Here is a 16628-nt window from a genome sequence, read left to right as displayed (position 1 = left end):
TCTTAATACATGATATTTTTACCAATTATTCAGCATGTTTGCCTAAACCAACGCCATGTATGTTGGATTAGACCTTGGGCCAGAAAGGTTGCACCGCAGAGCATGGGCGATAGACTTATTGCGCGTGCTGCTATGCTTTGCTGTCTTCACGCTCTTTTCGGGGACGGCCACAGCCCAAACAGTCAACACTTTTGTTAATCCGACGAATGGGACAATTAATGGCGCGACCACTTGTGCCGCACCATTGGTTAGAAACTTCTCTGTTGGCACAAGCTTCACCGTTTCGGACGTCGATCTCGGTGTTTTTGCAACCCATAGCTGGCGTGGTGATATTCGCCTGACCCTGGAATCGCCAGCCGGAACAACGGTCCAGCTGGTCAACGGAGATACAAACAGCGTCAGCGGCGATAATTTCAACGTCCGTCTGAATGACAGCGGAACGCAAACCGTGAATACGGATGGCAACACCGTAAACCATTCGACCACCGCACCGCCACCTTTTGCAAACGACTTCATTCCCAATAATTCGCTGTCCGCGTTCAACGGAGAAAACAGCCTGGGCACCTGGCGTTTGGAGATTTGCGATCTATTCCCGACCCAGGACAATGGTACCTTTCAGCATGCTGAACTCTATCTGACCGAACAGCCTGCCAATTTTGCGGACTTGTCGGTCAACAAGACCGTGAGCAATACAACGCCTGCCAACGCAACCAACGTCACCTACACAATTTCTGTCACCAACGCTGCCGGGTCGACAGAGAATGCAACAGGCGTCTTGGTACAGGATATCTTGCCGCTCGGGGTCAGTTTTGTAAGCGCATCAGGATTTGGAAGCTATAACAGCGGCACGGGCATATGGACGGTTGGTTCGGTCCCGATTGGCCAGACTCGCACTTTAAACATCGTCGCGAACGTTACTGCGACATCGGGTGCCAGCGTGATTAACACAGCAGAGGTGATCGCATCATCCGCTCTCGACCCTGACTCAACGCCTAACAACGGCAGCATCGGCGAAGATGATTATGATGACGCCACACTCACAGTCTCGGGCACTCGGGTCGCTGGCACGCCGCCCAACCTCGGCAGTATATGCTCGATTGCAAACCAGATCCTGTTTGACTGGGACACGGTCTCATGGACCGCGGGTTCTTTGAACAACAGCTACAATCTCACCGGAATCGGCACGATCAACTGGTCGGTCAGTTCACCTGGCGTTTTTGTGAATGATCCCGCATTCGGAGGTCAAAGCCCCAGCTTGGGCAATGCCAATAATGGCGGCTTTGCTGGCACGCAATTGTCGCTGCATCAATTCCTGGATTTCGCCAATCAATCACAGACGGCGACCACCGTCTTGACCCTGCCCACCGCCGTTCCGGGCATGCAATTTACCGTTTTTGATGTCGACTTTGCCGCTAATGATTTCGCCGACAAACTTACGGTCATCGGTAGCTATAATGGCGCAACGGTCACACCAACCTTAACCAATGGTGTTGCAAACTATGTTGTTGGCAATGTCGCGATCGGAGATGCCGGATCTGGCGGTACATCGGGAGACGGTAATGTTGTTGTTACCTTCCTTTCGCCGGTGGATACAATCACCATCATTTACGGAAACCACACTACGGCACCGCCGGTTCCTGATGGTCAGGCAATCGCGATCCATGACATCAGTTTTTGTGCGCCACAAACGGCACTGAGCGTCACCAAAATAAGCAGCGTGATCAGCGATCCCGTCAACGGCACCACCAATCCGAAATCCATCCCCGGCGCAACGGTTCAATATTGCATATTGATTTCCAACGCCGGTAGCGCCACCGCTTCGTCAATCAGCGCAACCGATACGATCCCCGGCAACCTCACCTACACGCCTGCATCCATGCAAAGCGGTAGCAACTGTGGTTCAGCTTCAACCGCCGAAGATGACGACAATGTCGGTGCAGACGAAAGTGATCCGTTCGGTGCGTCGATCAGCGGATCGGTCGTGACAGCAACGGCCGCAAGCCTCGGACCCGCAGAAGGCTTTGCCCTCACGTTTCAGGTCACCTTGGACTAGTGACGGCGAGCTAAGTCTGGCGTTTCAAGCGCACCAGCATCTCATCGAGAGATGACAGGAATTTCGAACGATCATTTTTGCCAAATGGGGGCGGTCCGCCAATATTCTCGCTGCCCATGCCCGCGCGCAGATCTGCCATGATTGCTCTGGTGGCGACCGCAGCACCAATAGAATCGGCGGTAAATGGCTTGCCATTGGGCGCAAGCACCTCTGACCCGGTTTTGATACAGCGATCCGCCAGCAATATGTCCGATGTAATGACAATCATGCCCGTACCCGCCCGTTCTGCGATATAATCATCGGCGGCATCAAACGCGTCGCTTACCACCGTGCGCTTGACCAAAGGATGCGCTGGAATGCGGAAATGGCTGTTGCTCACGATCATAACGGGCACTTCGTGGCGATACGCTACCTTGTAGATTTCATCTTTCACCGGGCAGGCGTCGGCATCAACAAATATCTGGATCGGATTGGTCATATGGCAACTCAGTCGGCTCGTGGTCCTCGATCTTTTTTGCCTTCAAAAGGGCGTTTGCCGCGATGCGGCTTTTTCTTCTTACCGCCAAAATTGCCTTTAGGACCCGACTTGCGGTCGCCCTTAAAGTCAGACTTCTTTTTGAAACCTTCGCCAAGTTCACGCTTGCTGCCGCCTTCGCTATTGCCTTCGCGGTCACCGGTAGATTTCCGCTTCACATAGGGCTTGCCGCCGTCATCTGATTTTTTGCCATATTTCTTTTTGCCACCAAAATCCCGGCCGTCGAATTTCCCGCCGCCTGATTTGCGGTCTCCGAATTTTTTGGCACCAAATTTCTTGCCGCCGAACTTCTTGCTAGCATTGCTGTAATCCCGGCCACCACCGGCATTGTCACGGCGCCCACCTTTGCGATTACGCTTGGCTGCTTCGCGCGGGGTCCCTTCAAACTGTGTGATGGTGATGTCATCCGTGTCATCTCCGTTGGAGCGTTTCTCCGCAATCGCCTTGGTGAATTTATCAACCACTCGGCGCGGAATTTCGAACAATGTGTCATCACCATTGATCCGGATCGCACCAATTTCATTCTTTGTAATATGACCGCGACGGCATAGAACCGGCAAAATCCAGCGCGCATCGGCCCGCTGATTGTGGCCGACATCCATCTTGAACCAGACCGTGTCCTCAAAGCCCGGACGCGGACCGCCGGGGGCCGGCTTGGATTGTGCACCACGATCCAGCATCTGTTCCGGGGCCGGCATTTTCGCGCGGTGAGATTGCACCAGCATAGCTGCAATTTCTTCCGGCGTTTTCTCCGCCATCAGGCGCTGGGCCAATTCCTGATCATCCTCATCCACTTCGACAGGCTGGAGCAGTTTTTCCATCAACCGTTCGGCGTCATTCTTGCGAATTTCGGCCCGCGTTGGTGCGTCTTTCCATTCCGCTTCGATCTTGGCACCGCGCAGCATAGATTCAATCCGCTTGCGCCGCTGATAAGGCACAACCAGAACCGCCGTTCCCTTCTTGCCCGCCCGCCCTGTGCGTCCGGAACGATGCTGCAACGTCTCGGCATCACGAGGAATTTCGACGTGAATCACGAGGCTAAGCGTCGGCAGATCCAGACCGCGCGCTGCAACATCGGTTGCCACACAAACCCGCGCCCGCTTGTCCCGCAGCGCCTGCATCGCTTGGTTACGCTCACTTTGTGTATGCTCCCCGGACAGCGCCACGGCGCTGAATCCGCGATCTACCAAACTGGCATGCAGACGGCGGACGCTTTCCCGCGTTGCACAGAATAACATAGCCGATTCCGCTTCATGAAAGCGCAGCAAGTTTACAACAGCGTTCTCCGTGTCGGCAGGCGCGATCGTGATCGCTTGATAGGCAATATCGCCATGGCCGCGATCTTCGCCAATGGTTGAAATGCGCAAAGCATCCGTCTGGTAACGCTTGGCCAGCGCGACAATCGCTTTGGGCATTGTGGCGGAAAACAGCAATGTCCGGCGCTCTTCACCGGTGGCGTCCAAAATCTCTTCCAGATCTTCACGAAAGCCCATGTCGAGCATCTCGTCCGCCTCGTCGAGCACTGCCACGCGCAGCTTGCTGAGGTCTAGCGCACCGCGTTCCAGATGATCACGCAAACGCCCCGGCGTGCCAACAATCACATGGGCACCGCGGCGCAAGGTTCGCCGTTCCTTGGATGCATCCATGCCCCCGACACAGGTTGCGATCTGCGCGCCGGCCTTGGCATAAAGCCATTTGAGTTCCCGGCTCACCTGCAGGGCCAGTTCGCGGGTGGGCGCAATGACGAGTGCCAGCGGTTCCACCAGAAAGGGAAAACTGCCACTATCTTCCAGCAATTGTGGCGCCATAGCCAAACCAAAAGCCACAGTTTTCCCAGAACCGGTTTGCGCCGACACGATCAGATCGCGCGCCTCTGTCTCCGGTTCCAGCACAGCAGCCTGCACTGCTGTCGGCTTGTCATATTCGCGTTCGGTAAGCGCTTCGGCAAGAAGCGGCGGGAGTTTGGTAAAAGGCATGAAAATCCGTTCAGTGGCAAAGAAAAAGACCGCCGCGAATGCCAATCGCTAGCGGCTTTCGATAAAATATCGTCTGTTTAGAGGGATTGACCGGCGGCCCAACCGCTCGCCCAAGCCCATTGAAAATTATAGCCACCAAGCCAGCCAGTGACATCTACGGCCTCGCCGATAGCATAGAGTCCGGGCATTTGCCTAGCTTCCATATTTTTAGACGACAATTCCGCGGTACTGATACCGCCTGCGGTGACCTCCGCCTTGGCATAGCCTTCTGTTCCATTGGGCATGAAGCGCCAGTTGGACAGACGTCTGCCTGTTTCCTCCAGCTTGCGATCCCCCAGATTACCAAGGTCGCCTGATAGAGCGATCCGATCCAGAAGGGTTTCGGCGAGGCGGGCCGGCAGATGTGTGTTTACGGCTCTGCTTAGAGTGAGACGCGGCGCTTCCCGCTTCAACCGGGTCAGCCAATTGGGCTTCAGATCAGGCAGGAAGTCAACGTTCACAGCTTCTCCGTGCCGCCAGTAGGAAGATATTTGCAATATCGCCGGACCTGACAGGCCTTTATGGGTGAACAAAGCCGCCTCGCGAAAGGCGGTCTTGCCGCAGCTTGCAACAATCGGTGCGGACACACCGGATAAAGATCGGAAAAGGGTTTCTTCACCGCCGAGGGTCAGCGGCACCAGCGCCGGACGCGGCTCTACGATCTTCAGACCAAATTGGCGCGCGACATCATATGCAAAACTGGTTGCTCCCATTTTGGGGATGGAAGGCCCGCCGGTTGCGATCACCAAAGAGGGTGCCGCGGCGTTTTTGCCACCGTAGGAGACATGATACTGACCGTCCGCATGGCTGATACCGGTGACAGATTGCCCAAGCGACAGCGTCACCGCATCATCCGGACATTGGTCCATCAGCATGGCCACAATCTGCTTGGCCGAGCCATCGCAAAAAAGCTGACCGAGGGTCTTTTCGTGCCATGCAATGCCATGACCATTGACCAGATCAATGAAATCCTGCGCCGTGTAGCGGCTGAGCGCCGACTTGGCGAAATGCTTGTTGGCAGAGAGATAGCGGTCCGGCGCGGTGTGGATATTGGTAAAATTGCAACGCCCGCCACCGGAAATCAGGATTTTCTTCCCCGGCTGATCGACATGATCGATAAGCAGCACCTTGCGGCCACGCTGGCCGGCGATAGCGGCGCACATCAGACCAGCGCCACCGGCACCGAGGATGATTGCGTCATAGGGGGTCGGGGATTTGGTCATCGGAAGGGTGTGTACTCGCTACAGCTGGAAAAAGGTTGCGAGTGCCGCCCGCTCCGGGCCCTTGCTTGCGCTGCGGGAATTTTCAGGTCGCCGATCCCCCGGATCGGCTCTTTTCCTGAAAATTGGTGGAGCCTAGCGGGATCGAACCGCTGACCTCTTCGCTGCCAGCGAAGCGCTCTCCCAGCTGAGCTAAGGCCCCTTATGCGGCGCGTTTAATCCAAGCGCGCCGCTTATTGCAAGCCCCAATTGTTGCCTGCACGCATCAAAATCAAGTTTCCCGATTAAGTTTCAGCGTTATCGTCGTCGTCACCTTTACCTTTGGTGACACCCAAATCGTCGTCACCGCCCAGATCGACTTCATTATCTGGTGAAGGCTCATCGTCGTCGATGTTGATGTCCAGATCATCATCGGCCACTTCGTCTTCTTTTTTCGCGTCTTTCTTGGGCGCTTCTTCAAACGGCATAGGCTGTTTGGATTTCAAACCTGGCTCTGGCGTCCATGTTTCACCACATTCGATGCAAGCGACCGGGTCTTCTTTACCCAAATCGTAAAAACGTGTTCCGCATTTTGGGCAAGTTCTCTTCGTGCCCCATTCTGGCTTCACCATGGCTGGCTCCAAATCCTTATTTGTCAGTAATATACAATGACCGCTCGCAAGATTCACGGAATCGATCAATCAATTTTGCCGCGCCTTGCCATAGCTGAGCCGCGCTGTCAAAAGCCGTTTCACATCCTGAAACGAATCATTCGCGATTCAATCGCATATGACCGCATAAAAAGCCCGTAAATGACCAGCAAACCAAAAGTTCAGACGACAGCAGGGACAAAGGCGACCTCCTTTACCCCCGCTGGCCCTTTGACCGGCCGCATTACCGTGCCGGGCGACAAATCCATTTCGCATCGTTCCCTGATTCTCTCTTCTCTCGCTGTCGGCAAGAGCCAGATTACCGGCTTGCTGGAAGGTGAAGATGTTCTGGCCACCGCCGCCGCCTTGCGGGCCATGGGCGCGACCATAGAAAAAAGCGATGACACCTGGACCGTGCATGGCGTCGGTGTTGGCGGCCTCATGCAACCGGACACGGCAATTGATCTGGGCAATAGCGGAACCTCGGTGCGCTTGCTGATGGGTCTGGTTGCGTCTCACGATATCAGCGTGACCTTTACGGGCGATGCCAGCCTGTCCAAGCGGCCAATGGGCCGGGTAATCGAACCGCTGTCGACCATGGGGGCTGAATTTACCGCACGGATGTCTTCGGACGGCAAGGCCTGCCTGCCGCTGACCGTGCGCGGTCTGTGCCCAGCAGTGCCTATGGAATATCGCCTGCCCGTGGCATCAGCTCAGGTTAAATCAGCCATCCTGATTGCCGGATTAAACACGCCCGGTGTCACGCGCGTAATCGAGCCGGTTCTCACCCGCGATCATAGCGAGACCATGTTGAAAGGCTTTGGCGCAGACCTGACGGTCGAAACAGACAAGGACGGCAGCCGGATCATTTCGCTGACCGGCGAGGCCGAATTGTCACCGCAAAAGATCAAGGTTCCCGGAGATCCTTCCTCCGCCGCTTTTCCGGTCGTGGCCGCGCTTCTCGTCCCAGGATCGGATATCGTGGTCGAGAATGTCGGCATAAATCCAACCCGCGCTGGCCTGTTCACTGTGCTGCAGAAAATGGGCGGTGACATCAGCTTTAAAAAGAAACGCACCGTTGGCGGTGAGCCCGTTGCCGATATTCATGTGAAGCATAGCAAGCTAACTGGCATTGACGTGCCGGCCGATATCGCGCCCAGCATGATCGATGAATTTCCGATCCTGTTTATCGCCGCCGCGCTGGCTGAAGGGACCACTATAACCGGCGGATTGTCTGAGCTGCGGGTCAAGGAGTCCGATCGATTGAGCCAGATGGCTGCGGGATTAAGCTTGTTGGGCGTGGACGTTACCGAAAGGGAAGACGGCTTGATCATCACCGGAAATGGCGAACTGATCCCCGGCGGAAAGAAAAATGCTGCGATTGAAACAGCGCTGGATCACCGTATCGCGATGAGCTTTGCAGTGGCTGGCCTCGTTACCAAAAAGGGTGCAACGGTTGATGATATGAGCCCGACCGAAACCAGCTTCCCGGGTTTTGCGGATATGCTGACCGCATTACAGGACAGCACCAAATGATTATCGCGGTCGATGGCCCAACCGCCTCCGGCAAAGGCACGATCTCCAAGGAACTCGCGAAACATTTCGACCTACCCTTTCTGGATACCGGCTTGCTCTATCGCGCAGTCGGGTGGACTTTACGGGAGCAGCGCGGAAATGCGGACAATCCGGACGACGCGGTTAAAGCCTGCGCATTTGAAGGCGCGTTGTTGGACGAACCGGGCCTGCGCAGCGAAGCCGTCGGTGGTCTCGCCAGCCGTGTCTCGGTCCATCCCGAGGTCCGCCGTGCGCTGGACAAGCGGCAGAAAGACTTTGCCTACCAGCCAGCGGGCGCCGTTCTGGATGGCCGCGATATCGGTACGGTCATCGCGCCGGATGCCGATGTGAAGCTGTTTGTGACCGCCTCATCGGAAGCGCGCGCCGTTCGCCGTTTCGAAGAAATGAAGCGCCGCGGCGAGAAGGTGAACTTTGATGATATCCTCGCCGATATCCTGAAACGCGACGAACGGGACCGCAGCCGTGTCACGGCGCCGCTCAAGCCCGCGGAAGATGCGGACTTGCTTGATACGACCGATTTGACTATAGGCGACGCCGTTCAACAGGCAATTGCCTTGGTGAATGCGAAGATAAGCCGCCGGCGCGACAAAGATCCGGCATAGCGAAAAGATGATGTGCCAGACGGAACGGTAAAGCACCGCTCCGGCTATGGCGCAGCTTTTTCTATTTGCACTTCAACCTTCGCATCATCAGTTTATGGCAGTTTTCTGGGGGATATGGCTGTCACATGCGGTGACGGTCATGTTTTGGTCCAAGACCAGCGGAACCAACCGCTTGGCCCGAAAAAATATCTGTTAAGGAACTCTTATATGGCCTCTACGGCATTTCCCAGTCGCGACGATTTCGCGGCACTTTTAAACGAATCAATTGGCGGTGAAGATCAAGGCTTTGAAGGCCGCGTGGTCAAAGGCACCGTTGTCGGCATCGAAAATGATATGGCAATCATCGATGTGGGCTTGAAATCAGAAGGCCGTGTGGCGCTGCGCGAATTCGCCGCTCCCGGTCAAAAAGCCGAACTCAATGTTGGCGATGAAGTCGAAGTCTATGTCGACCGCATCGAAAATGTGAACGGCGAAGCCATGCTGTCCCGCGACCGCGCTCGCCGCGAAGCCAGCTGGGACAAGCTTGAAAAAGAATATGACGAAGGCAACCGTGTTGACGGTATTATCTTCGGACGCGTCAAAGGCGGCTTCACGGTTGATCTTGACGGCGCCGTAGCCTTCTTGCCCGGCAGCCAGGTTGATGTCCGCCCCGTGCGTGACGTTACTCCGCTGATGGACATTTCTCAGCCTTTCCAGATCCTGAAAATGGACCGCAAGCGTGGCAATATCGTTGTATCACGCCGTGCCATCCTCGAAGAGACCCGCGCCGAACAGCGCAGCGGACTTATTGAGTCTCTGGCTGAAGGTCAGGTTACCGAAGGTGTTGTCAAAAACATTACCGATTATGGTGCCTTTGTTGACCTGGGCGGCATTGATGGCCTGCTCCACGTTACCGATCTCAGCTACAAGCGGGTCAATCACCCGAACGAGATGATCAATATCGGCGACACGCTGAAAGTTCAGATCATCAAGATCAACAAAGACACACAGCGTATCTCGCTTGGCATGAAACAGCTGGAAAGCGATCCTTGGGATGCTGCTTCCGAGAAATATGCCGTTGGCACGAAGCTGACCGGTTCGGTTACCAACATCACCGAATATGGTGCCTTTGTTGAGCTGGAAGCCGGCATCGAAGGCCTTGTCCACGTTTCCGAAATGAGCTGGACCAAGAAAAACGTCCATCCTGGCAAAATCGTCTCCACCTCTCAGGAAGTGGATGTGATCGTTCTGGAAGTCGATACCGAGAAACGCCGCATTTCACTTGGCCTCAAACAGGCGCAATCCAACCCATGGACCGATTTTGCGGACAAGCATCCTGTCGGCAGCACGGTTGAAGGTGAAGTCAAGAACGCAACCGAATTCGGTCTGTTCATTGGCCTGGAAGGCGACGTGGACGGCATGGTCCACATGTCCGACATTGCTTGGGGCATTTCTGGCGAAGACGCCTTGAACCTGCACCATAAGGGCGAAGAAGTGAAAGCCATCGTTCTCGACATTGATGTTGAGAAAGAGCGTATTTCCCTCGGTATGAAGCAGCTTGAAAAAGGTGCGCCTGCAGTTGGCGGAACCGACACGGGCGGTCTCAAGAAAGGTTCGGTCACCACCGTTACCGTGCTTGAAGTTCGTGATGGCGGTCTTGAAGTGCAGGTTGGCGACGATGGTGCCACCGGCTTCATCAAACGGACCGACCTTGGTCGTGACCGCGACGAACAGCGTCCTGATCGTTTCCAGGTTGGCCAAAAGGTCGATGCCATGGTTATCGGTTTCGACCGTTCCAAGAAGCCGAACTTCTCGATCAAAGCGCATCAGCTCGCCGAAGAGAAACAAGCTGTCGAACAATTTGGTTCTACCGATTCCGGTGCGAGCCTGGGCGACATTCTTGGCGAAGCGCTCAAGAAGAAAGACGACTAAACATTCGGGCGATTGCCCGAACCTGTTGCAAGAAAAAGCCCGCCCTCGGACACCGAGGCGGGCTTTTTCATTGACCGCTTGGTGGGTCTGTCGGAGCCATGCGACCAATGCGTCCCAGATCAAGACGTATTGCAATGTAAAATCCAAAGCCCATTGAAAACATGTAAATTTTCTGCCACTATCTGATCATTATCGCTATGCCGCATCATGGTAGCGGCAGGAAGCAGATAGCAGATATTCCGTGGATACCCCACAATCGGAAAGGCATGCGCATGATACGTTCTGAACTGCTTGAAAAGCTGGCCGAAGAGAATCCCGATCTCAAGCCAGATGAAATCGAGAAGATTGTTGACTTATTTTTCAATCAGATAAGCCAGAAACTGGCCGATGGCGGACGCGTCGAGCTGCGCGGCTTTGGTGCCTTCTCAACTCGCGAACGCAAACCGCGCATTGGCCGTAATCCGCGCACGGGTGAATCCGTCGAGGTTCCAGCCAAGCGTGTGCCTTATTTTAAACCGGGCAAGGAAATCCGCGAACAGCTCAACAAGCGCTGACCAGATGTCCGAAACTGTCAAATAGCTGACAGTTCATCAAAAAATGTCAAATTAGCCATCTCAGGCCTTGACCTGCTGCTTGCAATAATGCTTGTCGCATATTCCAGCATGGCTGGATCTACCGGTGCGGACGTGGCGAAATGGTAGACGCAGCAGACTTAAAATCTGCTATCCGAAATGGGTGTGCGGGTTCGAGTCCCGCCGTCCGCACCAGTTTTGACATTCGGGATGCGTTTTCGTTTGCGGATAGGCGTTCAGTCTTCTCGATGAAGGCCTTCAATATCGATAATGCCAATGTGGTGAGCGGATTGTTTGCGACCGGCTTGTACTGCGAGCGCAAGAGCGAACGTTAAGATTTGAGACCAATCTTAGAAATCAATGGCATTATCCAGAATACCATCATCGGCACCATCAAGATACTCATAACCATTGTTCGCAATGGTATTGGCAAGTCGTTCAGAACGGGCTCCAAGGCAACCGCGATAAGCGTCAAGACCGGATATACGCCAATCCAGGTTTGAACGGCAAGGCGGGCTTTGCCGCCTTGCCTACGAACTTCGGAAACGCTGTTGGTTCGATCTTTCATATCAGCTCCAGCGCGCTAATATTTTGCTTTAGATGGTCAATCGACGTTGTCCCCGGAATGACGATTATATTTGGAGAGCGTTTGAGCAGCCAAGCCAATGCCGTGCGAGGTTCCAGCGCTGCGCCTTGCTGCATAGGATTGGCTCCAAGCGGCCCGTAGGGTATGAAGGCGATACCCTTGTCGGCGGTGTAATCGACCAAATCGTCTTGCAGGGTCTCGGTCATATTGAAACGGTTCTGAACACTGGCTATTGGAGCGACCGCCAGCGCACGGTCCAATTGCTCGCGCGTTACGTTCGAAAGTCCAATATGCTTGATGCGCCCATCTGCTTTGGCTTCTGCTAAAGCTGTCACCGACTGTTCCACTTTTATGTTGGGATCAATACGATGGAGTTGAAATAAATCGATTTGGTCTCTGCGCAGGTTGACCAAAGCTTGATCGATTTCTCTCAACAACGTGTCTCGCGACCCATCTACCGTGATCTGGTTCGGTGCAGGTTTGTCGACACCGCCCTTAGTTGCGATAAAGGCATTGCTTCCCTCCAGTGCTTCACCAACTATCTGATCCGCCGTTAAAGGCCCATAGGAACGCGCGCTATCGAAAAAATTCACACCTGAATTGGCAGCATAGCGCAGCAATGATAGTCCAGCGTCCCAATCCTCATAAGGCCCGAAGTTACCGGGCTGACCTGTCAGGCGCATAGCGCCGTAACCTAGGCGATTGACGGTCGATTGTCCTTCAATATCAAAACTAAGTAATGTCGAGTTAGTCATTATAGTCTCCTGTCTGTGAAATGGCCTGCAGCAGGCCGATAAGAGGGTAATGACCGATGAGAGCTTTAGTTGGTAGACAGTGGACATGATCAACTGTTATACGTAATACGTATGAGTAGAAGCTTGGACCGACTGACGCTGCTGGAGACTTTTATCCGCATTGCCGAACGAGGCTCTATCAGCGCGGCTGCCCGAGATTTGGGGCTCTCCCAAGCATCCGCCAGTCGACAATTATCTGATTTGGAGGATCGGCTGGGTGTACAATTGATCACCCGAACCACGCATAGTCTGGCGCTAACATCGGCTGGCAAAGCATGCCTGGAAAAAGCAAGGGACCACCTGACAAGCTGGTCTCTACTTGTCGAAACCTTTGCGAACGAAGCCCATGTGATGCAAGGTTCTCTTCGCGTTGTTGCTCCGGTTGCGCTGGGGCAAAAGCTGTTGGCAGATACTGCTGCGTCTTTTCAGGCGAGCTTTCCGGATGTCCGGATCGACTGGATATTGGAAGATGAGAATATAAGATTTTCTGAAATGGGCTGCGATCTTTGGATCAAGGTCGGGCCCGTACCGGATGAAACGCTGATCGTGAAACCGATAATTTCTGTAAAGCGGATCATTGTAGCTTCGCCACAGTTAATCACGAGCAAGGATCAAACTCCCGATACGCTAGCTGACCTGCCGTTTGCCGCTTTGTCACCGTTTGAAGGAGGGCATATTCCTTTGACGGACAAAGCAGGATCGAAGCAATCTTTCCGGCCTTCGGTTTCCTTCACAACAAATAATATATTTGCTGTTCATCGAGCCATCCTCTCTGGCCAAGTTACTGCGGTAATGCCAGAATGGCTTGTACGTGAGGATCTGATCGAAGGTCGCCTTTTGAACACTCTACCGGACTGGCGTGCTCCAGATTTGCCAGTCAATATTGCCTACGCACCTGCGAACCGACAAACCGTGAGACTCAAGAAGTTTGTGGAGGAAATAACATCTTCACTGGAGGCGCTAGTCTGATGTCCGCTTTCGAGGCGTTACAGGCGTTCACCCTCGATATTGCACGCCGGCACCATCACCGGCCGGGATCAGACCCACTATTTCGCTGAAATGCCGCGCGCCAGAATATCCTTCGCGATGTCGGCAATTTCGGCGGATGATTTCTCTTCCGACCAGATGCCGTATCTCAGGCCCAGGAAGACATTCATACCCATGATCGCCCAGGCATGGGCCTCTTCAAGATCATTGCGGAGATCGCCTAGCTTTGCGCCTTCTTTCAGCCGTTCCAATATGCGCGCGGCGGTGGCTTCATAATGCGCGCGGTAGCTGTCCGGATCGACAAATTCGGCTTCATCGATGATCCGGTAAATCTCCTTATGCTCGCGCGCGAAATTCATGAATGATTCCAGCGCCAGCTTTTCCCGTTCCAGCGCATCCTGCCATTTGGTCATCGCGCTGGCAGCATGGCTTTTGACGCGCGCGCTCATATCCTTGACCAGTGCGCTAAACAATTCATCCTTCGAATCGAAATAGGTATAGAAGCTGCCCAGCGCGGTTCCGGCCCTTTGGGTAATGCCGGTGATCGAGGCTTCATGAAAACCCTTTTCCCCAAATTCCAATGCCGCCGCATCAAGCAATTTTCGTTTGGTTTTCAGACCGCGCGCGGTGCGCGGTTGCTTGTCTGCTGATTCGACATGATCGGAATATTCTGTGGCCATGCGGTCACGGCTAACGGCATTTTCCGGGATTGGCAAATTTCATAGTTGAAAGTTGGTTCATGTTTCAATAAAGACCATGCAAAGATCTGGAAATGCCAGACAAGATATTAGCAGGAGGGTTCCATGAAATTCCAACACAGCGTCAGTTATGCAGCCTTGATATCCGGCTTGGCGACGGCCATGCTTATCCCGACCGCTGCCCATGCACAGACAGATGAAACCGCCACGCAAGATACGGATGACGGCACGATTGTTGTTACCGCCCGCCGCCGCGAAGAGCGCCTGGTGGACGTCCCCCTCTCCATCACGGCGATTAGCGGCGATGATCTGGTTGCTTCTGGTGTGCAGGAGATTACCGAAATCGGTCAGGAGGTCCCCAACCTAACACTGGAAGTCTCCCGCGGTACCAACACCACCCTGACCGCGTTCATCCGCGGCGTCGGGCAGCAGGACCCGGTGGCTGGCTTTGAAGCGGGCGTCGGCCTTTATGTCGATGATGTCTATCTCAACCGGCCGCAAGCCGCCGTTCTCGACATTTATGACGTTGAGCGGATCGAAGTGCTGCGCGGGCCGCAGGGCACTCTCTATGGTCGCAACACCATTGGCGGCGCGATCAAATATGTCTCGCGGCGTCTGCCCAACGACACATCGGTCAAGGTCAAAGGCACCTATGGCTCTTACGACCAGGCTGACCTGATCGTCACCGCCTCCACGCCGATTACCGATAGCCTGCGCATCGGTGCCAGCGGCGCGCGGCTCAGCCGCGGCGGCTTTGGTGACAATCTGGTGCAGCAGGGTGTTGAAAATTACAACAAGGATGTCTGGGCCGCGCGCGGCAGCATCGAATATGATGATGGTGGATTTTTCGTACGCCTGTCCGGCGACTATATTCGCGATGAAAGCGATCCGCGTCAGGGGCACCGGCTGATCCCCAGCCTGCTCACCGGCGCGCCGGTTCTGGATGATGTTTTTGATACGCGGGCGGGCCTGACCGTGCCCGAACAGCTGGTTGAGGCCTATGGCGGATCGCTGCTGATCGAGGCGCCTGTGTCGGACACTATCACGCTCAAAAGCATTACCGCTTACCGGGAAGACAAATCGTCCTCCAATATCGACTTTGACAGCTTGCCCTCCGAAGATCTCGACGTTCCGGTGATTTACGAGAATGACCAGTTTAGTCAGGAATTTCAGCTGCTCTATGAAAGCGATAGTCTGAATGGTGTGCTGGGCGCTTATTATCTCGACGCCAATGCGTTCAACGTGTTTGACGTGCTGCTCGCAACAACGGGTGCTATTCCTACTGTCGCCCTACCTGGCCTCAATGCCCAAACGCTGGGCGATGTCGATACCGAAACCTGGTCGATATTTGGTGATTTCACCTATGATATTTCCGATTATCTGAGCCTATCGGTCGGCGGTCGCTATACCAGCGACAAACGCAGCGCGCGGATCTTGCGGACAACATTTATCAATGGCTTTTCCGACGAGTTTGGCGGGGCCGGTGTACCGATATTGGTAACCTCCGATTTTGAAGGCAGCGACACGTTCAAGGAATTCACGCCGCGTGCTTCGGTAAGCTGGAAGCCGAATGAAAACCACAATATCTATTTCACCTATTCGCGTGGTTTCAAAGGCGGCGGGTTTGATCCACGCGGTCAGACCAGCGCAACACCGGATTTCAATCAGGATGGCACGATTTCGGCGGATGAGGTTTTCAATTTCCTGCAATTTGATCCGGAAACCGTTGATAGCTATGAGCTGGGTTGGAAGGCATCCCTGCTCGACAATCGCCTGAACGTTAGTGTCGCGTTGTTCAAAGGCGACTATTCCGATGTTCAGATACCTGGCTCTGTCGGTTTCGATACCGATGGTGACGGAACCAATGACAGCTTTGCCGGCATCACTTCAAACGCTGCCAGCGCCGATGTGAATGGTTTTGAATTTGAAGGCCGCGCTCTGGTCGGCAAGGATTTTGCCGGTGCAGGCAGCCGGTTCAATGTCAGCTGGTCGCTTGGCTATTTGGACGCGAACTTCAATACATTTATCGACAATCTCGGCAATGATGTCGCGGACGAACGCGTATTCCAGAACACCCCGGACTGGACCGGTAGCATGTCGTTCAATCTTGGCGTACCAGTGGCCAGCGGGATGCTCGATCTGATCAGCTCGATATCCTTCCGCAGTGACGCCAGCCAGTTTGAATCGCCCAATCCGTTCCTCGACCAGGACGGTTTTGCGCTTGTTGATGCCAGCCTGGTCTATACCGATGACAGCGACTTTTTCTCGATCGGCGTGCATGGCAAGAACCTGTTCGACAAACGGTATAAAGTGGCGGGATATAATTTCGTCGCAGGCGGCCAAAATGGTGCGCCCTTTATCTCAACCTTGGGACGGGAAGGCACGTTGACCGCCTTTTTCGGTGACCCCCGGCGCGTTTTCGTCACTGGCGAAATCAAGTTTTAAGCCGGC

At 54.4% G+C, this 16628-nt stretch carries 14 protein-coding genes and 2 tRNA genes; 8 read left to right on the top strand and 8 right to left on the bottom strand.

Going from position 1 to position 16628, the window contains the following annotated elements; genetic code table 11:
• The first annotated feature begins 88 nt into the window (after positions 1-88).
• Positions 89-2053: a proprotein convertase P-domain-containing protein gene (locus tag BS29_RS02955; protein WP_229955735.1), complete on the top strand. Its 1965-nt coding sequence runs from the start codon at positions 89-91 to the stop codon at positions 2051-2053.
• Positions 2054-2063: 10 nt separating this feature from the next.
• Here the strand turns inward: BS29_RS02955 and BS29_RS02950 are convergent, their stop codons facing one another.
• The 5 genes from BS29_RS02950 to BS29_RS02930 all read right to left on the bottom strand — a co-directional run bounded on the left by BS29_RS02950 (position 2064) and on the right by BS29_RS02930 (position 6434).
• Complete coding sequence (locus BS29_RS02950) at positions 2064-2519, bottom strand: YaiI/YqxD family protein (protein WP_229956926.1); 456 nt, start codon at positions 2517-2519, stop codon at positions 2064-2066.
• A 20-nt stretch (positions 2520-2539) separates the two neighbouring features.
• The gene (locus BS29_RS02945) at positions 2540-4564 is read right to left on the bottom strand and encodes a DEAD/DEAH box helicase (RefSeq protein WP_229956925.1); all 2025 of its coding nucleotides are present in this window, start codon (positions 4562-4564) and stop codon (positions 2540-2542) included.
• A 77-nt stretch (positions 4565-4641) separates the two neighbouring features.
• Positions 4642-5826 (bottom strand): BaiN/RdsA family NAD(P)/FAD-dependent oxidoreductase, encoded by a 1185-nt coding sequence (locus BS29_RS02940; protein ID WP_229955734.1) that lies wholly within the window; start codon positions 5824-5826, stop codon positions 4642-4644.
• A gap of 123 nt (positions 5827-5949) precedes the next feature.
• Positions 5950-6025, bottom strand: a tRNA-Ala gene (locus tag BS29_RS02935).
• Between the two features lie 82 nt (positions 6026-6107).
• Positions 6108-6434: a TIGR02300 family protein gene (locus BS29_RS02930; RefSeq protein ID WP_229955733.1), complete on the bottom strand. Its 327-nt coding sequence runs from the start codon at positions 6432-6434 to the stop codon at positions 6108-6110.
• Between the two features lie 180 nt (positions 6435-6614).
• Here BS29_RS02930 and aroA point away from each other — a divergent pair, with 180 nt between their 5' ends.
• The 5 genes from aroA (at position 6615) to BS29_RS02905 (ending at position 11307) form a co-directional block, all read left to right on the top strand.
• Complete coding sequence (aroA, locus tag BS29_RS02925; RefSeq protein ID WP_229955732.1) at positions 6615-7988, top strand: 3-phosphoshikimate 1-carboxyvinyltransferase; 1374 nt, start codon at positions 6615-6617, stop codon at positions 7986-7988.
• On the top strand, positions 7985-8629 hold the full coding sequence (gene cmk / locus BS29_RS02920) for a (d)CMP kinase (RefSeq protein ID WP_229955731.1): 645 nt from the start codon (positions 7985-7987) through the stop codon (positions 8627-8629). Before aroA ends, cmk begins: the two co-directional genes overlap by 4 nt.
• 207 nt (positions 8630-8836) lie before the next feature.
• Positions 8837-10540: a 30S ribosomal protein S1 gene (rpsA, locus tag BS29_RS02915; protein ID WP_229955730.1), complete on the top strand. Its 1704-nt coding sequence runs from the start codon at positions 8837-8839 to the stop codon at positions 10538-10540.
• Positions 10541-10812: 272 nt separating this feature from the next.
• Positions 10813-11094, top strand: coding sequence for an integration host factor subunit beta (locus BS29_RS02910; protein ID WP_229955729.1), 282 nt, complete (start codon positions 10813-10815; stop codon positions 11092-11094).
• Between the two features lie 126 nt (positions 11095-11220).
• Positions 11221-11307 (top strand) — tRNA-Leu (locus tag BS29_RS02905).
• A 136-nt stretch (positions 11308-11443) separates the two neighbouring features.
• Here BS29_RS02905 and BS29_RS02900 read toward each other — a convergent pair.
• Both BS29_RS02900 and BS29_RS02895 read right to left on the bottom strand, forming a co-directional pair.
• Positions 11444-11680, bottom strand: coding sequence for a hypothetical protein (locus tag BS29_RS02900; protein ID WP_229955728.1), 237 nt, complete (start codon positions 11678-11680; stop codon positions 11444-11446).
• Positions 11677-12453, bottom strand: coding sequence for an aldo/keto reductase (locus BS29_RS02895; protein ID WP_229955727.1), 777 nt, complete (start codon positions 12451-12453; stop codon positions 11677-11679). Before BS29_RS02895 ends, BS29_RS02900 begins: the two co-directional genes overlap by 4 nt.
• A 111-nt stretch (positions 12454-12564) precedes the next feature.
• Between BS29_RS02895 and BS29_RS02890 the strand changes: the two genes are divergently transcribed.
• Entirely contained in the window at positions 12565-13461 is an 897-nt protein-coding gene (locus tag BS29_RS02890; RefSeq protein WP_229955726.1) for a LysR family transcriptional regulator, read from the top strand.
• 77 nt (positions 13462-13538) lie between these two features.
• On the opposite strand, the gene BS29_RS02885 is transcribed toward BS29_RS02890, so the two are convergent.
• A complete protein-coding gene (locus BS29_RS02885) occupies positions 13539-14159 on the bottom strand; it encodes a TetR/AcrR family transcriptional regulator (protein WP_229955725.1) in 621 nt (206 codons plus the stop codon).
• A 123-nt stretch (positions 14160-14282) separates the two neighbouring features.
• Here BS29_RS02885 and BS29_RS02880 point away from each other — a divergent pair, with 123 nt between their 5' ends.
• Positions 14283-16622: a TonB-dependent receptor gene (locus BS29_RS02880; protein WP_229955724.1), complete on the top strand. Its 2340-nt coding sequence runs from the start codon at positions 14283-14285 to the stop codon at positions 16620-16622.
• Positions 16623-16628: the final 6 nt, after the last annotated feature.

Origin of the sequence: Parasphingorhabdus litoris DSM 22379 (genome assembly GCF_020906275.1) — a bacterium.
GTDB lineage: Bacteria > Pseudomonadota > Alphaproteobacteria > Sphingomonadales > Sphingomonadaceae > Parasphingorhabdus > Parasphingorhabdus litoris.
Note: the sequence above shows the minus strand (reverse complement) of the source record. Positions and strands in the feature narration are given on the sequence as shown.

Coding starts and splice junctions, on each gene's coding strand:
- rpsA (WP_229955730.1), top strand. CDS start 8,837: ATGGCCTCTACGGCATTTCCCAGTCGCGACGATTTCGCGGCACTTTTA.
- BS29_RS02895 (WP_229955727.1), bottom strand. CDS start 12,453: ATGACTAACTCGACATTACTTAGTTTTGATATTGAAGGACAATCGACC.
- aroA (WP_229955732.1), top strand. CDS start 6,615: ATGACCAGCAAACCAAAAGTTCAGACGACAGCAGGGACAAAGGCGACC.
- cmk (WP_229955731.1), top strand. CDS start 7,985: ATGATTATCGCGGTCGATGGCCCAACCGCCTCCGGCAAAGGCACGATC.
- BS29_RS02930 (WP_229955733.1), bottom strand. CDS start 6,434: ATGGTGAAGCCAGAATGGGGCACGAAGAGAACTTGCCCAAAATGCGGA.
- BS29_RS02900 (WP_229955728.1), bottom strand. CDS start 11,680: ATGAAAGATCGAACCAACAGCGTTTCCGAAGTTCGTAGGCAAGGCGGC.
- BS29_RS02885 (WP_229955725.1), bottom strand. CDS start 14,159: ATGGCCACAGAATATTCCGATCATGTCGAATCAGCAGACAAGCAACCG.
- BS29_RS02880 (WP_229955724.1), top strand. CDS start 14,283: ATGAAATTCCAACACAGCGTCAGTTATGCAGCCTTGATATCCGGCTTG.
- BS29_RS02945 (WP_229956925.1), bottom strand. CDS start 4,564: ATGCCTTTTACCAAACTCCCGCCGCTTCTTGCCGAAGCGCTTACCGAA.
- BS29_RS02910 (WP_229955729.1), top strand. CDS start 10,813: ATGATACGTTCTGAACTGCTTGAAAAGCTGGCCGAAGAGAATCCCGAT.
- BS29_RS02890 (WP_229955726.1), top strand. CDS start 12,565: ATGAGTAGAAGCTTGGACCGACTGACGCTGCTGGAGACTTTTATCCGC.
- BS29_RS02940 (WP_229955734.1), bottom strand. CDS start 5,826: ATGACCAAATCCCCGACCCCCTATGACGCAATCATCCTCGGTGCCGGT.